13 protein-coding genes are annotated in these 15,293 nt (G+C 62.5%); 4 read left to right on the top strand and 9 right to left on the bottom strand.

Annotation, left to right across the window (positions count from 1 at the left end):
* Positions 1 to 120: 120 nt before the first annotated feature.
* Together QTH97_RS16655 and aldA are read right to left on the bottom strand one after the other, a co-directional pair.
* Positions 121 to 1,104 carry a Bug family tripartite tricarboxylate transporter substrate binding protein gene (locus QTH97_RS16655; RefSeq protein WP_286569435.1) on the bottom strand — a complete coding sequence of 328 codons (984 nt, stop codon included), beginning with the start codon at positions 1,102 to 1,104 and terminating at the stop codon, positions 121 to 123.
* Positions 1,105 to 1,146: 42 nt separating this feature from the next.
* Entirely contained in the window at positions 1,147 to 2,577 is a 1,431-nt protein-coding gene (gene aldA, locus QTH97_RS16650; RefSeq protein ID WP_286569433.1) for an aldehyde dehydrogenase, read from the bottom strand.
* 219 nt (positions 2,578 to 2,796) lie between these two features.
* On the opposite strand from aldA, the gene QTH97_RS16645 reads away from it, so the two are divergent.
* Positions 2,797 to 3,861 (top strand): amidohydrolase family protein, encoded by a 1,065-nt coding sequence (locus tag QTH97_RS16645; RefSeq protein ID WP_286569431.1) that lies wholly within the window; start codon positions 2,797 to 2,799, stop codon positions 3,859 to 3,861.
* A gap of 867 nt (positions 3,862 to 4,728) precedes the next feature.
* Here the strand turns inward: QTH97_RS16645 and QTH97_RS16640 are convergent.
* Positions 4,729 to 5,628 (bottom strand): ABC transporter substrate-binding protein, encoded by a 900-nt coding sequence (locus QTH97_RS16640; RefSeq protein WP_286569430.1) that lies wholly within the window; start codon positions 5,626 to 5,628, stop codon positions 4,729 to 4,731.
* On the opposite strand from QTH97_RS16640, the gene QTH97_RS16635 reads away from it, so the two are divergent.
* Complete coding sequence (locus tag QTH97_RS16635) at positions 5,600 to 6,802, top strand: reverse transcriptase domain-containing protein (RefSeq protein WP_353655637.1); 1,203 nt, start codon at positions 5,600 to 5,602, stop codon at positions 6,800 to 6,802. The two genes, QTH97_RS16640 and QTH97_RS16635, sit on opposite strands and share 29 nt — an antisense overlap.
* Positions 6,803 to 7,154: 352 nt before the next feature.
* Here QTH97_RS16635 and QTH97_RS16630 read toward each other — a convergent pair whose 3' ends face one another.
* From QTH97_RS16630 to QTH97_RS16610, 5 genes are read right to left on the bottom strand one after another with little or no spacing between them, the layout of a single operon-like run.
* Positions 7,155 to 8,141 carry a Bug family tripartite tricarboxylate transporter substrate binding protein gene (locus tag QTH97_RS16630; protein ID WP_286569429.1) on the bottom strand — a complete coding sequence of 329 codons (987 nt, stop codon included), beginning with the start codon at positions 8,139 to 8,141 and terminating at the stop codon, positions 7,155 to 7,157.
* A 25-nt stretch (positions 8,142 to 8,166) separates the two neighbouring features.
* The gene (locus QTH97_RS16625; protein ID WP_286569428.1) at positions 8,167 to 9,165 is read right to left on the bottom strand and encodes a phosphoglycerate dehydrogenase; all 999 of its coding nucleotides are present in this window, start codon (positions 9,163 to 9,165) and stop codon (positions 8,167 to 8,169) included.
* Complete coding sequence (locus QTH97_RS16620; RefSeq protein ID WP_286569427.1) at positions 9,162 to 9,851, bottom strand: RraA family protein; 690 nt, start codon at positions 9,849 to 9,851, stop codon at positions 9,162 to 9,164. Before QTH97_RS16620 ends, QTH97_RS16625 begins: the two co-directional genes overlap by 4 nt.
* Before the next feature lie 16 nt (positions 9,852 to 9,867).
* The gene (locus tag QTH97_RS16615; protein ID WP_286569426.1) at positions 9,868 to 10,713 is read right to left on the bottom strand and encodes an HpcH/HpaI aldolase/citrate lyase family protein; all 846 of its coding nucleotides are present in this window, start codon (positions 10,711 to 10,713) and stop codon (positions 9,868 to 9,870) included.
* Complete coding sequence (locus QTH97_RS16610) at positions 10,704 to 11,942, bottom strand: CaiB/BaiF CoA transferase family protein (RefSeq protein ID WP_286569425.1); 1,239 nt, start codon at positions 11,940 to 11,942, stop codon at positions 10,704 to 10,706. Before QTH97_RS16610 ends, QTH97_RS16615 begins: the two co-directional genes overlap by 10 nt.
* Positions 11,943 to 12,180: 238 nt before the next feature.
* Between QTH97_RS16610 and QTH97_RS16605 the strand changes: the two genes are divergently transcribed.
* Positions 12,181 to 12,720 carry a MarR family winged helix-turn-helix transcriptional regulator gene (locus QTH97_RS16605; protein ID WP_286569424.1) on the top strand — a complete coding sequence of 180 codons (540 nt, stop codon included), beginning with the start codon at positions 12,181 to 12,183 and terminating at the stop codon, positions 12,718 to 12,720.
* A gap of 471 nt (positions 12,721 to 13,191) precedes the next feature.
* Complete coding sequence (locus QTH97_RS16600) at positions 13,192 to 14,166, top strand: AraC family transcriptional regulator (RefSeq protein ID WP_286569423.1); 975 nt, start codon at positions 13,192 to 13,194, stop codon at positions 14,164 to 14,166.
* A 50-nt stretch (positions 14,167 to 14,216) separates the two neighbouring features.
* On the opposite strand, the gene QTH97_RS16595 is transcribed toward QTH97_RS16600, so the two are convergent.
* On the bottom strand, positions 14,217 to 15,185 hold the full coding sequence (locus QTH97_RS16595; protein ID WP_286569422.1) for a hypothetical protein: 969 nt from the start codon (positions 15,183 to 15,185) through the stop codon (positions 14,217 to 14,219).
* Positions 15,186 to 15,293 lie beyond the last annotated feature (108 nt).

Raw genomic sequence — 15,293 nt, 5'->3', positions numbered from 1 at the left:
GGTGAAGTGCTCGCCGGTCAGCGGCGGCGCTTTGCCATAGGGTCTGGCCGCTGCTCTGCCGGCGGAAGGTATTGCAAACATTGATGATTCGCGGGAAGTCATGGTGAATCGCAATCCGTGTCAGTCGAGTTGGAGGTTCGCAGCCTTGACGAGCTTGGCCCAGCGCGCGCTTTCTTCGTCTAGGTAGGCCTGGAACTGGGTGGAGCTCTGGTTGAATGGATCGAGAAATGCCGACTGGATGCTCTTTTGAACTTCAGGATCGGCAACGGCCGCGCCGAGGCTCTTGGCGAGCGGACCGATCACGCTGTCGGGCGTTCCCGGAGGGGCAAGGATTCCCGTCCAACCTTCGACGACGACGTCGATTTTCTGTTCGCGGAAGGTGGGCGCGTCAGGCAGATAGCGGCTGCGCTCGCTACCCATGACGCCGTATATTTTCAGATCAGGGTAAGCCTTCACGAGCGGCACCGGCACGGCAATAAGGTCGACCTGGCTGCTGATCACGCCCAATACGGCGGGACCTGCGCCCTGATAGGGGACCTCAAGGTAGGGTTCCATCCCAGCGGCCCGAGCAAACGCAGCCATTCCAATGCTGGAGCCCGTGGCCTTCCCCCAACTCGCGAAGGTCAACTGCCGCTTTTTCGACAACGCGATCAGCTCCGTGGTGTCTTTGGCTTCCAAGCCTGGCCTTCCGACCAGTACCATTTGGCTCTTGATGACGGGCACGACCGCCCGGAACTGCAAGGCTTTGGACGGCCTCTTTGGATAGGCGTGCGGGTAGATCGAATGGGTGTCGAAGGTCGCCATCTCCAGCGTGTATCCATCGGCGGGCGCTCGCGCGACGAAGTCCGTCGCGATCGAACCTTCCGCTCCCGGCTTGTTCTCCACCACCACCGGTTGACCAAGGCGTTCCTGTGCGCTCTTGGCCATCACGCGCGCTGTGATGTCTGCACCTCCGCCAGGGGGAAACGGAACGATGAGTTTGATCGGCTTTTGCGCATGGAATTCGCCTGCTTGCGGTTGCGCGGCCGCCGTGAGGCTAAAGCAGAAGCTCAAGCCCGCGAGCAGCGTGCTGAGGGATCGAACGATGGCTCGGTTCAGGTTCATTTGTGTCTCCAGAAAATGTGGGTTAGTGGCTGTCGACGCCGCTCAGGCTTGCATGTAGACAACATGGGTGCTGGTGTAGTCGTAGAGCCCGTGCTTGCCGTCGGCGCCCCCGATACCTGACTTGCGAACCCCCGCGTGGTAGCCCTGCAGGGCCTCGAAATGCTCGCGGTTCACATAGGTCTCGCCGAAACTGAGCTCCCGCGAGGCCAACATGGCACTCGAGAGGCTGCGCGTGTAGATAGAAGAGGTGAGCCCGTATTCGCTGTCGTTTGCCAAGGCGATTGCTTGCTCAACGTTCTCGACGACTTGCACGGGAAGCACGGGGCCGAAGATTTCTTCGCGCATGACCCGCATTTCCGGGTTGCAATTCGCCAGTACGGTGGGTTGATAGTGGAAGCCGCGCTCAACGTCGGCCCGCGCGCCTCCCGTAACGGCTGTGGCCCCTTGCTCCAGTGCAGCTCGGACGAGACCATCCACCCTGTCTAGTGCGCTTCGATTGATCAGCGGTCCCATCTCCAGGTCGCTCTGCGCGAACGGATCGCCAAACTTCGTCGCCTTCATGGCTTGGCCGAGCTTGTCCGTAAATTCATCGGCCACGCGGCGTTGAACATAGACGCGGTCTGCGCAAGAGCACGCCTGGCCCGTATTGATGATTCGCGAGGAGCGGATGGCGCTCACCGCCAAGTCGATGTCGGCATCGTCGAGCACGATAGTGGGCGCCTTGCCACCGAGTTCCAGATTGAGCTTTGTCAGGTTGGGAGCTGCAGCGGCCATGATGGCTTGACCGGCGCGAACGCTCCCCGTGAAGCTGACCATGTCTACTCCCACATGGGACGAGAGTTGACTTCCTACCGATGCGGATCCACCGACAACGTTGAAGACCCCGCGAGGCAAGTCAGTTTCTGCGACCAGCTTCGCGAACGCGAAGCAGCTGTTGGGCGTCTCTTCACTCGGCTTGATCACAATCGTGTTGCCCGTGACCAATGCCGGAGCCATCTTTCGCACGATCATGAGAAACGGGAAGTTCCACGGCAGGATTCCTGCCACGACTCCGAGCGGTTTGCGAAGCAAGAGGATGGTCTCGTTCCTCCGGTCACTTGTGATGACCTCGCCTTCGATACGGCGCGCCCATTCGGCCATGTAGTCCAAGTAATCCGCCGCGAAGGCGACCTCGAGAGCGGCCAGGCTCAGCACTTTGCCCTGTTCCTGGGAAACCAGGCGCGCCAACTCCGAGGCCGATGCGCGAACCTTCGCGGAAACCTGGCGCAGAAAACCTGCGCGCTCAATAGCCGGCAGATGTGCCCAGTCCCGCTGCGCCGCTCGCGCCGCGGAGACGGCCAGATCGACCTCTTCGCGTTGAGATTCGGGCGCCCGGGACACCACTTCGTGGTTGGCCGGGTTGGAGACCTCGACAAATTCTTGGGACGCCGAGAACTCGCCGTTGATGAAGTTGCTGTGAGTGATGACGGTCATGTGCGGCTACCTGGTTGAAGATGTCGTGTGCGTGGACGAAATATAATTTATATTTGCCAGGAGGTCGACTGAGGGTTTGTACGTATGAGATGGACTATTCCTCTAGGTGCGCGCTGGGGGACCTAGCGCCGGATGCTGGCATAAATTATATTTATTGGCTTGAAGCGCCTGTTCGCAGGTGGCAGGCCCACGTTCAACCCTCAAGTAAGGAGTCGATCCATGGATGTTTTTCCCGCGCAGCGGCCGCAAGGGCGCGCACAGTTCGGGCGCGCCTTCCCCCCAAGCGCCGAGTGGCTGGCCCGCCAAAAGGCGGAAGCCGTCCTTGAGCCTGACCTACCTATCGTTGATGCTCACCATCATCTTTGGAACGTGCCGAACAATCGTTACCTCATTGAGGACTTCGCAGCCGATCTGAACAGTGGCCACAACATCGTCGCAACGGTGTTCGTCGAAACCCTCGCGATGTATCGGGCCTCCGGTCCGATGGAAATGCGGCCCGTAGGGGAAACCGAGTTCGTCGCCGGCGTGGCCGCGCTGAGTGCAACGGGTAAATTTGGCCCGACCCGCGTTGCGGCGGGAATAGTAGGCTTCGCTGACCTGACTTTGGGTGCCAACGTTGAAGCTGTGCTTGAGGCACACATTGCCGCTGGGGCTGGGCGATTCCGAGGCGTTCGACACGGCGCGGGCTGGGACGCCGATCCGATCGTCGGCAACAGCCATACCAACCCACCGCCAGGCCTCTTGCTGGATGGCACTTTTCGCGCCGGCCTGTCATCCTTGCAGCGGCTTGGGCTGTCCTACGACACGGTCGTGTTCCATCCGCAGCTGCCGGACATTGTGGAACTTGCGAAGGCCTTGCCCGGGCTACAGATCGTGCTCGGACATGTGGGTATGCCTCTGGGGTATGGGCCCTACGCCGGCAAGCGCGATGAGGTCTTTGCCCGCTGGAAGCTCAGCATGACCGAAGTCGCCCGCTGCCCCAACGTGTTCGTCAAATTGGGCGGAATGGTGACTCGTCTCGCCGCCTTTGACTATGTTGCGCTTGAGGCCCCGCCCGATTCAGAGGCGCTCTCTTCGCTATGGCGCCCCTACGTAGACACTTGCATCGAGTTGTTTGGTGTCCAGCGTTGCATGTTCGAGAGCAACTTTCCCGTCGACAAGCTCGGCACCGGGTACTCGGCACTCTGGAATGCTTTCAAGCGCCTCACCTCCGGCGCAAGTGCGGAGGAAAAGGCGTCTTTGTATGGCGAGACCGCTCGACGGGTTTATCGATTGGAAGTCTGAGGCGGGCGCGGGCAGATCCCTCGGCTTGGGCCGATGCGCCCGAGCGGATGGCCGACCTTCACGGTCGCCTGCGATCAACCGCAGCCAGTGGCTCCGTTTGACATCCCTGGCTCCGCCAAGAATCTCGGAGCAGTGTTTCAGGCGATATGCACCGCTGCAACCGAGGCGCCGGTGACCGGGCTGCGGGGTCGCCCGTTGGGTCGCGGTCCCCGCTGCGCCCCGCCGAAGGGAGGGCGGCCCGAGCGAATGGCGAAATTGCCACCATTCGGCCGCGTTACCGGCCCCAATGCTTCGGCCGATTTGCCAATGGCGAGTAGGCCGGGGTGTATGGCGCGAATGGGAGGGCGCGCGCGGCAGAGCAACCAACACGCATGGCTCGTTCTGGCTGTCTGCCGTCTTTCATACTCAGCCGCTGAATGACAGCGGTCGCCGAAAACCTGACCTTGGCTCTTTTCTTGACGAACGGCCGGTGTAATCTGGAACTTGACCTCGCCGACGTCGTTGAAGAAGTTCGAGTGCGACGCCCGCGTCGGATCGCGGGCAGTAACGGACGACCAAGACGAAATCGCGCGTGAGCGGCTGCTTTCCAATGTCGCGAAATGGCGTTCAGGGCCCAAGGGCGTCTCTCGCAATTTTCTTTGCGACTGACGACTCCACCCAAAAAGCTGCCTTCCGGCGACCGCGTTTCAGAATGAATGTTCGAAACCCGAGGTCGTTTGGGATGTCGTGTGACATGCCGGTAGATCAGAAATGAGCAGCTTTGGCGGCCTTGCTGACGCACTTCGTGTCGCAGACGGCGACGAAGAGCAAGTTAGGTTGGTCGTGGCGGCGGCACGCGGGCATTGTGCGCACCGATCGAGAACGTCTCTAGCGGATGACCTTGTCGGCGCGGCTCAGGATCGGCTGCGGAATCGCGACGCCGATCTCCGCAGCGGTCGTTGCGTTCACGATCAATTCCCGGCGCGAGATGACGCCGACTGGAATCTCGCCGGGGGGCGTGCCCTTGAGGATCTTGTCCACGACTGCGGGCATTCCCGCGTAGGTGTCGCCGACCGTCGTTCCGTAAGTGAGCAGCCCTCCCGCATCGCTCAATCCGCCCGGGAACACCGTCGGGAGCTTCTGCTTCGTCGCCAGGTCCGCAATCCGCTTCCGGTTGCCGATCTGCTGGGGCACTTCGAGGACGATGAGCGCCTGCAGGTTGTCCTTCAGCATGGTCGCGAACGCGCCGTCGTAGTCCGGCATCGGCCCCTTGATCCGGATGACTTGCGCGTGCAAGCCCCGCGCCTGCGCTGCGCCGGAGTTGTCGCGCTCTATGGGCACGAGTCCGTTGGAGTCCGCGCCGGGGAGCCCCTCCTCGCTCAGAATCGCGATGCGCGTGACGGACGGGATGGCTTCCTTCAGCAGTTCGATCTGGCTTGCTGCCTGGCCCGGATCGAGGTTGGTGAATCCGGTCACATTGCCGCCTGGCTTCTGCATCGATGCCGCAAGCTTCAGCGCCACCGGATCGGTGACGACGCTAAACACGATAGGAATCGTGGACGTCGCGTTTTTTGCCGCAGCCGATGCTGGGCCGCCGAAGGTCAGGATCGCGTCCACGTTGTCCTTGACCAGGTCGGCCGCGAACTCGGGATGCTTGGCGAGATCGCCGCGCGCGAATCGGATGTCGAAGGCGATGCTCTTTCCATCGACATAGCCGAGCTTGGCGAACTCCTGCCGGACGATGCCGAGGTATTGCTCGATGAGCGGTCCCGGCGGGGGGTTCACCATGATGCCGACGCGGATGACCTTTAATGTTTGGGGACTGGCCGCGGAATGGCGCCTGCCGGCGATGTTCGCATTCCGTGAGCTGCCCGACGCCGGCGGCCTCATGTCAGTTTACGGTCCGCGCGAGGCATCCCCCACCACGGGCGAGTCTTGGGCCTTCGCCGCAACCCTGGAGCCGCTCGTCGCGGTGCTCAACGCCATCTATGAGGAAGACTTCCTCGGGTTCTCGTACGGGTTCCGGCCCGGGCGCAGGCCGCATGACGCGTTGGACGCACTGTCGGTGGCGATCTGCGATACGCCGGTGAACTGGATCCTCGACGCCGACATTCGAGGCTTCTTCGATTCGGTCAGCCAGGAATGCCTGGTCCGATTCCTGGAGCACCGGATTGGCGACGAGCGCGTCATCCGTCTTGTGCGCAAGTGGCTCAAGGCGGGCGTCCTGGAAGACGGGAACTGGAGCGTCAGTGAGAAGGGGACACCTCAAGGGGCAGTGGCATCGCCGCTGCTGGCCAACGTCTACCTGCACTACGTCTTCGATCTCTGGGCTCAGCAATGGCGGCGGCGAGAAGCCTCCGGCAATGTGATCGTCGTGCGCTATGCCGACGACATTGTTGCCGGCTTCGAGCACGAAGCCGACGCGAGGCGCTTCTGGGATGCGATGCGAACGAGGTTCGAGCAGTTCGCGCTCGAACTTCACGGGGAAAAGACCCGGCTGCTGGAGTTCGGCCGCCACGCGGCGGCGCGGCGACAGCGCAACGGGTTGGGTAAGCCAGAAACCTTCAGCTTCCTGGGGTTCACGTTCATTTGCGGCAGGTCACGACGCGGAGCCTTCCAGCTCCAGCGCAAGAGCCGGGGCGACCGCATGCGAGCGAAGCTTCGCGAGGTCAAAGAGGAACTGCGTAGCCGCATGCACCACGCCATCCCCGAACAGGGCCGATGGCTGAGGGCAGTGGTCACGGGGTTCTTCGCGTACCACGCGGTGCCGACGAATGCCCGGGCGCTTGGCGCATTCCGCCACTATGTCACCGATCTCTGGCGACGAACGCTGCGGCGTCGAAGCCAGAAGGATCACATGACGTGGCAACGAATGACGAAGCTCGCTGATGCGTGGCTACCGCCGCCCCGAATCCTTCATCCGTGGCCCGACCAGCGCTTCGCCGTCACTCACCCAAGGTAGGAGCCGTATGCTCGAATCGGGCACGTACGGATCTGTGCGGGGGGCGTCCAGCAATGGGCGTCCCTACCGTAATCCTCGCTGCGAAGCCGCCCGTCGCGCCAGCGCCCAGGTGCTGGAATGTTTTCTACGTGGCAGCGTGCGTCGCAGGCCCGTATCCAAGGAACTTCGTCGGCTGCTCTAGCGCCTGCTGCATCTTTCAATTACCCCGGCCCAAGGGGCGGCCGTCTAAAACGTCAGATGCTCCCGTGCGTCGCGATCGTCCCGCCGGCGCGCCGCGACTTCTCCGAGGTCTTCGCGGCAGTCGCCTCGAATTTTCGAACAGGTCGGTATTTCGGAGGCTCTGTGGCTGCCGTCAATCCATCTTTGCACCCGCAGCTCGCACTTGTTCAGCCATCTCTGGCATTCCCTTTCTGACATATGCCCAGAATTCGTCAGGCTTCATGGCCTTGGCGGGGAAAGCACCTTGTTCAACGAATGCCTTCTGCACGTCAGGGCTGGCCAGCGACTTCACAAGCGCCGCGTTCAAAGAGTCAAGCACCGGTCGTGGCGTGTTTGCGGGTGCAACCAGACCGTACCAGTTGTCGGTGATGTAGCCTTTCAAGCCTGCTTCCTCGAACGTGGGAACGGTCGGCATCGCGGGATGACGCTGGTGAGAGGCGATTGCCAGCGGTCGGACCTTGCCGGACTGAACGAAAGGCAGAGGTCCCGTCGTGATGATCACGTCCAGGCGGCCGGCCATCATCTCGGTCATGGCAGGCCCCGAACCTTTGAAGGGAATGTGCGCGATGTCCACGCCCGCCATCTTGTTGAACAGTGCGCCCGCAAGATGCTGCGAGGAGCCCACCCCCGCAGATCCGTAGTTCAGCTTGCCAGGTGCGGCCTTGGCTGCGGCAATCAGGTCGCGCAGCGACTTGTAAGGTGAGTCGACCGGCACGAGCATCGTGCCCGGAGAGGTGCTGATCATCCCGATGGGCGAGAAATCTTCCATGGGCCTGAACTTCAGGCTGCTGTACAGAGCCGAGTTGTAGCCGTGCGAGGCCGGGGTGGCCAACATGATGGTGTAGCCATCGGGTTTGCTCTTGGCCACCAACTCCGATGCGATGTTGCTGCCTGCGCCTGCCCGGTTGTCGACCAGCACGGGCTGTCCCAGAGCGGTGGACATGTGTTGCGCTATGAGTCGCGACACGTTGTCCGCAGAGCCACCGGTCGCCCAGCCCACGATCATCGTGATGGGCTTGCTGGGGAAAGTGTCCTGCGCGTGCGCAGCCGAAAAGGCCAAGGCAGAACCGGCGATGAAAAGGCAGACGGTTCTGCGCTTGGTTCCGAGAATCGAAGTCATGTTTTGTCTCCTGCAGATTGATGGGTCAAGTAGAACGGCCGTCTGCAACGATGCAGTTCGGAGGAATAGGGACGTTCTCCAACGCAGCGATGACGCACTGCGCCGCCAGCAGATTCGCGCGCTGCAGTCCCTCGTGGCTTGAGCCACCGGTATGCTGAGTGCATACGACGTTCGGAAGTGCCAGCAACTCCCGGGTGACTCCATCCAGCGATGGGTCGTGTTCCGAACCCAGAACGTCGAGTCCGGCACCACCCAAACGGCCCGCCTTGAGGGCACCGAGCAGCGCGACGTCGTCGACTAGTTCGCCGCGCGCTGTGTTGACGACGATGGCCGCGGGCTTTAATTGCCCGAGTGTCTGGGCGTTGAGAAGATGACGCGTCTCATTGGTCAGGGGTGCGTGAAGGCTGATGAAATCACTCTCCTTCAGCAACTGGCCGAGCGACACATACTCGACGCCCAGTTCTGCTGCGACACGCGGGTCCGGGAAAGGATCGTGAGTGATCAATCGCACTTCGAAACCTTTGAGGCGGCGCGCGACCTGCCGCGCAATACGTCCAAGTCCTACCAGTCCGACTGTCTTGCGATAGAGCTCGGTGCCCACCGCGACCGATCTTTCACCCGCCTGCATTCTTCGATGCGACTCCATGAATCTCTTGCCAACCGCGAGCATCAGACCCACCGTGTGGTCTGCCACGGTCGCCTCGTTGCTTCCGGGTGTGATCGTGAGTACTCGCCCCAGATCCTTGACGGCATTCGCGTCCACCGTGTCGTAGCCGACGCCGCGCCGCGCGATGATCCTCAGATTCGGGTATCGCTCTAGCACCTCCCTGGATACAGGCGGAATGCCGGCGATCCAAGCCCTTGCACTTACCAGTGCTGCATGCATCTCCGGTGTGATGGTGTTGTCTACCGCGTCATACGCTACGCCACCATTGCCCACATAAAAGCCGCGCTCGCGAAGCGCTTGAACCGCTTGCTGATCGAAGAATCGCGCGGTGACCAGCACCTCTGGAGTGGCAGTCACAACGATTCTTCAGCGCCGAGCATGGCGGCCGCACGTAGAGCGTTCGTTACCCACGCGTTGTTGACCTTCCCCTGTGCCAATCCTGCGAGGAACTGCTGCTCCATCTCGAGCTTGGCCTGGACTGCGGCGACCACCTCGTCGGTCTTCTCCCTCGGAACCACGACCACGCCGTCAGCGTCCCCGATGATCAGATCGCCTGGATTTACCGCTACATTGCCGACGGAGATCGGCCAGTTCACCTTTCCACCGATGGCCTTCGTTGGCCCATTTGGGTTTGTGCCAGCGGCGAATACAGGGAATCCGCTGGAGCAGGTCTCATCGACGTCACGCACGGCGCCATCAATCACAAATCCCGCCAACCGGCCGGTGCGTGCCTGACTCACCATCAGGAAGCCCGTCAGAGCAGCCCCCAGGTAGGCTCCGCCGTCCACCACCATCACGTCCCCGGGCTTTGCAAGTGCAAGGGCGGCATGGATCATCAAGTTGTCGCCTGGGCGCACTTCAACCGTGAGCGCTGGGCCTGCGAATTTCATGGAGCGGGAGAGCGGCTGAATGCGCCCGTTAAGGGCACCACGCCTACCCGCAACATCGGCGATGAGCGATGAGCCGTACCGCGCAGCTTGCTCGGCTAGCGCAGCAGACACGCGTGTGAATTCCCTGCGGATGGGTTTGAGATCGTCGTTCATGCCTTGCTTCGGTCCTTCATGGTCTGATCAAGCGCTTGGCGCGCTCTACGATGGGACGGTCGATCATTCGCCCGTCAAGAGATATGGCACCTACGCCTTTGGCCTGAGCTTCGGCGGCTGCGGCCAGTACCTTTCGCGCCCACTCGAGCTCCTGTGTCGTGGGCCCGAAGCCGGAGTTCGCTGGCGCTATCTGGCGTGGGTGGATGCAGACCGTCCCGCTGAAACCGATGCTGCGGCCGAGCCTGACGAGATCGGCAAACGCATCCATGTCATTGATCTCGGCGACGCTGCCAGGAAGACCCCAGCAGGCCAAACCGAACGCGCGAGCGCAGTTCGTCACTGTTTGGGCGGCCCACAGCAGAGATTCCGGACGTGGCTCGACGCGCATCTCAGATGCGTAATCTTCAGCTCCGAAGCCGAGCGCGCTAACGGACGGATGCGCAGATGCAATGCTCTCCACACGCATCACGCCCAGAGGCGTCTCGATAAGAGCGGCGATCGGCAAAGAAGCGACCTGACCTTCACGCGGATGCGCCAGGAGTTCGGCGAGAGCAACCACCTGCGCCGCCGATTCGACCTTGGGCAGAAGGACGCCATCGATCTGCGCCAGCGGCATCGCTTCGATGTCAGCGCGCAAAAGGTCGGCAGAAGAGTTGACCCTGAGCAGCACAGGCGTCTGGCCCGCCAGGCGGCTTATCGCCTGAGAGGCCATCTGGCGTGCCTCGACCTTCCTCTCGATGGGCACCGAATCTTCGAGATCGACTATCAGCACGTCAGCGCCGCGGCCAGTTGCCTTCTCAATCAGGTGCGGAGAGATCGCCGGGACGAACAGGAGCGTTCGGGCGTCCTTGATCATGCGCATCGGATGGCTCCCGAGCGCGACATCGCCGCAATCTCTGCATCGCTTGCCCCTGCCTCAAGCAAGAGCTCGCAAGTGTGCTGTCCGATCGAGGGCGCCCCTTGTCTGATGATCCCGGGCGTGCCACTGAGCCGAGGCGTGACGTTGTGAACCAGCGTAGCGTCGGTGTCTCCCAAGGAGACGTAGCAGTTGCGGGCGACGATATGTTCGTCAGCCAGCAGCTGGGCGGAGTCATAGATTGGGCCCACCGTCACGCCCTTGGAGCGAAAAAGCGCAAGGCATTCGTCCCGGTCCATCGTTGCGATAGCGCTGCCGATCATCTCGTCGAGCGCTGCATCGTTGGCGAGTCGAGCCGAGTTGGTTGCAAAACGCGGGTCGTCGGCCATTTCAGCTTTCCCGATCGCGCCAAGCACCCGACGCGCCATCGCGTCCGTGGAGCCGGACATCGCGACCCAGCGCCCGTCACTGCAGCGGTAGACGCCTCGAGGAGATGCAATCTTTAGCGAGGGGTCGGCCACCCGACCGGTCGCAGCGCAGGCCGTCACATCAGGCCCCATGATTGCAAGCATCGGTTCCAGAAGGGACAGATCCACGACTTGTCCGCGGCCGCCGCCGACCTCCGCCTCGCGCAGCGCGACCATGGTGGCGAAAGCGCCGGTCAAGCCGGACACCATGTCGGCGAGCGCCATGTTCGGAAGTTGCGGCACGCCATCCTTTGAATGCTTGTACGCGAATCCGCTAAAACCTTCGAGCAGGCTGCCAAAACCCGGCAGGTCGCGGTAGGGCCCGCTCTGACCCCATCCGGACACCCGAACGATGACCAGTTTCGGATTCACCGCGTGGAGGCTCGCTGGGGCCAGGCCCATGGCTTCAAGAGTTCCAGGGCGAAAACTCTCGATCAGGACTTGAGCCGAACCGATGAGCTTGCGCACGAGCGCCATGGCATCGTCGGCCCGGAGGTCGACCGCCAAGCTTCGCTTGTTGCGACCGTAGACGCGCCACCATGCGTCCAGCGTCTGGCCCCGTCCAAGATCCTCGCGCCAATGACGCAGGGTGTCGCCATCCCGAGGCGATTCGACCTTGATCACGTCCGCGCCAAAGTCTGCAAGTTGGAGCGACAGCATGTTGCCTGCGACAAGACGCGACAGGTCGATGACACGCACGCCCGCCAGCGCTCCTTCGGAACGGGGTTCCGGTGCGGTGCTCGAGCTGGATCCAAGGCCGATGTGCATGCGTGTCTCCGAAGGTGAGATCCGAATAGTATCGAATAATATGTGCTATGGCAACCATTGCAGTAGCACATAAAGTAAGGGCCAGGGCCAAGGGCACCGGCCCAGGCACTCGGGATGCGTGCCTCGCCTCGGCCTGAAGGTGTCAGAACTCAGGCCCAGGGCACGGCGTGGCTCCGCGGCCGCAACACACCAGCACCAAAAGGTCCAAATCGTTCATGAATCGGGGAAAATGCGTGCCATGACAACGAGTGCCACAGCAAACGACGCAAGGCTGCCGTCTTCACAAAAGAAGCAGCGGCGAGCTTCTGTCTCTCAGGTCGCGGCCCATTCGCCAGAGGCCCTGATCACCTACCGGGTTTCTGTGCTCGCGCAGGCCTTATCGAGGCTCGTGGATGCTTCGGTGCAAAGTTCGATAGGCCTGACGAGCCGGCAGTGGCGGTGCCTTGTCATCTTGAATCGACTCGGCACGTCGCCTTCTGGGACAGTTGCTCGCATGGCGAGCTTTGACCATAGCCAGGTCAGTCGCGTCGCCTTGGAACTGACGGAAAAAGGGTTGATCACTCAGGTCAGCGACGCTGGCGATCGCCGCAAGCAAATCTTGTCGTTGACGCCCGCCGGCGTCGAATGCCTACGGAGTGGAATTCCACACTCGCTGCAACGGCAGGCAAGGTTGCAAGCACGCTTGGAACCGGCGGAGTATGAGGTTTTCTGCCGGGTGTTGGACGTGCTTCAAGACGAAGCGCAGACGATGCTCGAGGAGGTTAGAGAAGGGGAGTAGAAATCCGCGCTGCGGGAGCGCCTCAAGACTGGTTTTGAAGGTAGGTGAGCATCGTCATGCATTCAACTCGCCTTCGCGCGCTGGTGGGCCGTGCGGAGCCGTTGGCGGGGAGTCGCATCGTGAGCGCGAGGCCGGCGCCGGCGAGCGGGCAGCGGGGTCGCCCAGTGGGTCGCGGCCCGGGTCGAGCCGCGCCGAAGGGAATGCGGCCGGAGCGGAATTGGGGAATTGCCACCATTCGGCCCGGTTATGGCCCCTAACCGAGGTCGCGAGGCTTCGAGGCTGGAGCGGGCGGAAAGGCTCTTCCAGACTGACAGCGGAAGCTTGCCGGCGTGTCCAACAACGTCAGCTACTCCTGGAAGCCGAAGTTGGGAAACCGGGTGCACGTAGTTGGGCCAACGTGCTTTGGGTCCAATTCGTGTCGCAGCCAGCCACGCATTGCCGCGCCAACCGCCTTCCGCTTAAATTCCAAAGGTGGATGCCCTGTCCGAAATCCTGAAGGTCGTGCAACTCAATGGCGCGCTCTTCTTCAATGCTCGCTTCACGGCGCCTTGGTGCGTCGAGACGCCTGCTGAGACGACGATCGCGCGCACGTTGGCGCTGGGTGCCGAGAGGGTGCTGCTTTATCACTACGTGCTGGAAGGCTCGTGCCGGATCGCGCTCAAGGGCCATGAAATACAGCGCTTGCAAAGTGGCGACGTCATCCTCATTCCGCACGGCGATGCGCACACGATGTCATCGTCGCCCGATGCCGATGTGCTGCATCTGGACGCTCACGAGGTCCTGCGAGAGCGTCCGAAGCTACTACATTTCGGCGGCGGCGGCGACGCGACCAGGCTAATCTGCGGCTACATGGTGTGCGACCCTCGGCTGATCCAGCCCCTCCTGACGGCGCTGCCGCGCCTGGCAACGATCAGCTTGCGCAGCGTGGGCGAGACGCACTGGCTGGAGGCATCGCTTCGGCACGTCGCGCAGGAAGCGAACTCGCTAGGCCCCGGGGCCGAAGGCGTGTTGGCCAAGTTGTCGGAGGTGATGGTCGTGGAGACCTTGCGCCGGTACATAGCGGAGCTCCCGCCGGAGCAGACCGGCTGGTTGGCCGGGCTACGCGACCGGGCCGTCGGCCAGTGTCTGGCGCTGATGCATGCACGGCCCGCGCACGCCTGGACGGTGGAGGCGATGGCCCGCGAGGTGGGCGTGTCGCGGTCGGTCCTCGCCGAAAGGTTCACGCACTTCGTCGGCAAGTCGCCGATGCAATACCTCGGCGGCTGGCGCATGGCGCTTGCCACGAACTACCTGCGACGCAGCTCGCTGAGCGTCGCCCGTGTCGCCGAAGAAGTGGGCTACGAAACGGACGCGACGTTCAGTCGCGCGTTCCGGCGCGAGTTCGGAATGCCTCCGGCGACCTGGCGGCGCGTGAACGGCCCGCCAGGGATCGGCACATCGGCATAACGCATGTGTTCGGCGTAGGCCATCGACACGTCTGGCCGCGCTGCTAGCGTTCAGGCCATTGCGACGATGGGCGAACCTTCGGACGGGGCGATCGACAGCAGCGGCGCCAAGGCGCTGTTGACCCGCTCCGCCTGCTCAGCGCTCAGCATCGCGAACAGCACCTTCTGGAACCGAGGCTGCATCGCGCCGGAAACGATGTATTGCCAGCGGTAGGCCTTGAGGAAGGTCGCCGCGATCTGCTCTTGCTGCGCGCCGGTGAACCGGCCCGTCGCCACCGCGAAGAAGTAAGCCGCATCGGCGGCAGCCTGGGCCTGCAGGATGCCGTCAACGGCGCCGACCAACTCGATCAGCTCGCCCACGGCCGCATCGCGATGCGCGTTGTCGAGCAGGGCGTCTTCCTGCCGGAGCTCGAGTTCGTCGAGCATGGCGTGTTGCGATTCCTCCTTCCAGTGGAAGAGGAACACATCGCGCCACAACTCGCAGATGTCGGCCTCGGCGGCGATGCTGGCGCGGTAGTGTGCCTGCGTGAACAGCTCTATGTGCAGCGTGAGTGCCAGCACGGCCCAGGTACTCTTGCTGAGCACCGCGGCGGCCACGGCGTTCGGCTCCGCCGCGGGGCGGTAGCCGGCGGGCATGTCGGCGTCCATCAAGGTCTCGAGCCGGCGGAACAGCTCCTGATGCTTGATCTCTTCGTCCGTCATCCGCACCAGGGCTTCCAGCGCCACCTGGTCGCCCATCGCATGCGCGCGGCCGATCTCCAGCATCTTGACGCTGATGAATCGCTCGACCAGACCGAAGATGTATGCATAGCTCCGGCCTTGAATTTGGCTGAGGAGACGTCGATCGCCGACCTGCATGTAGCCGAGTTCGTCGACCAGAGACAATCCCGCGGGAAGAAACGGTTTGCTCAGATCGAAGCGGCGGCCGCGCAGAACATCGCCTTCTATGTCCCAGCGCACGCGCTTGGAGTTGTGAATGACCTTGGCGTAGGAATCGGTGCTGACGAGAGAGGCTTGCATGGTGTGCTCCTGGGTGAATGACAGGAGCAAATTCTTCGCGGCATGGCCGGCGCTGAACATGGCAGCCACTCGGCCAAATTTGGCCCGGGCTCCGGACCGAGTCGCCCT

The organism is Variovorax gracilis, assembly GCF_030317115.1.
Taxonomy (GTDB): Bacteria; Pseudomonadota; Gammaproteobacteria; order Burkholderiales; family Burkholderiaceae_C; genus Variovorax; species Variovorax gracilis.
The sequence above is the reverse complement of the archived record's forward strand: the minus strand, read 5'-3'. Positions and strand labels throughout refer to the sequence as shown.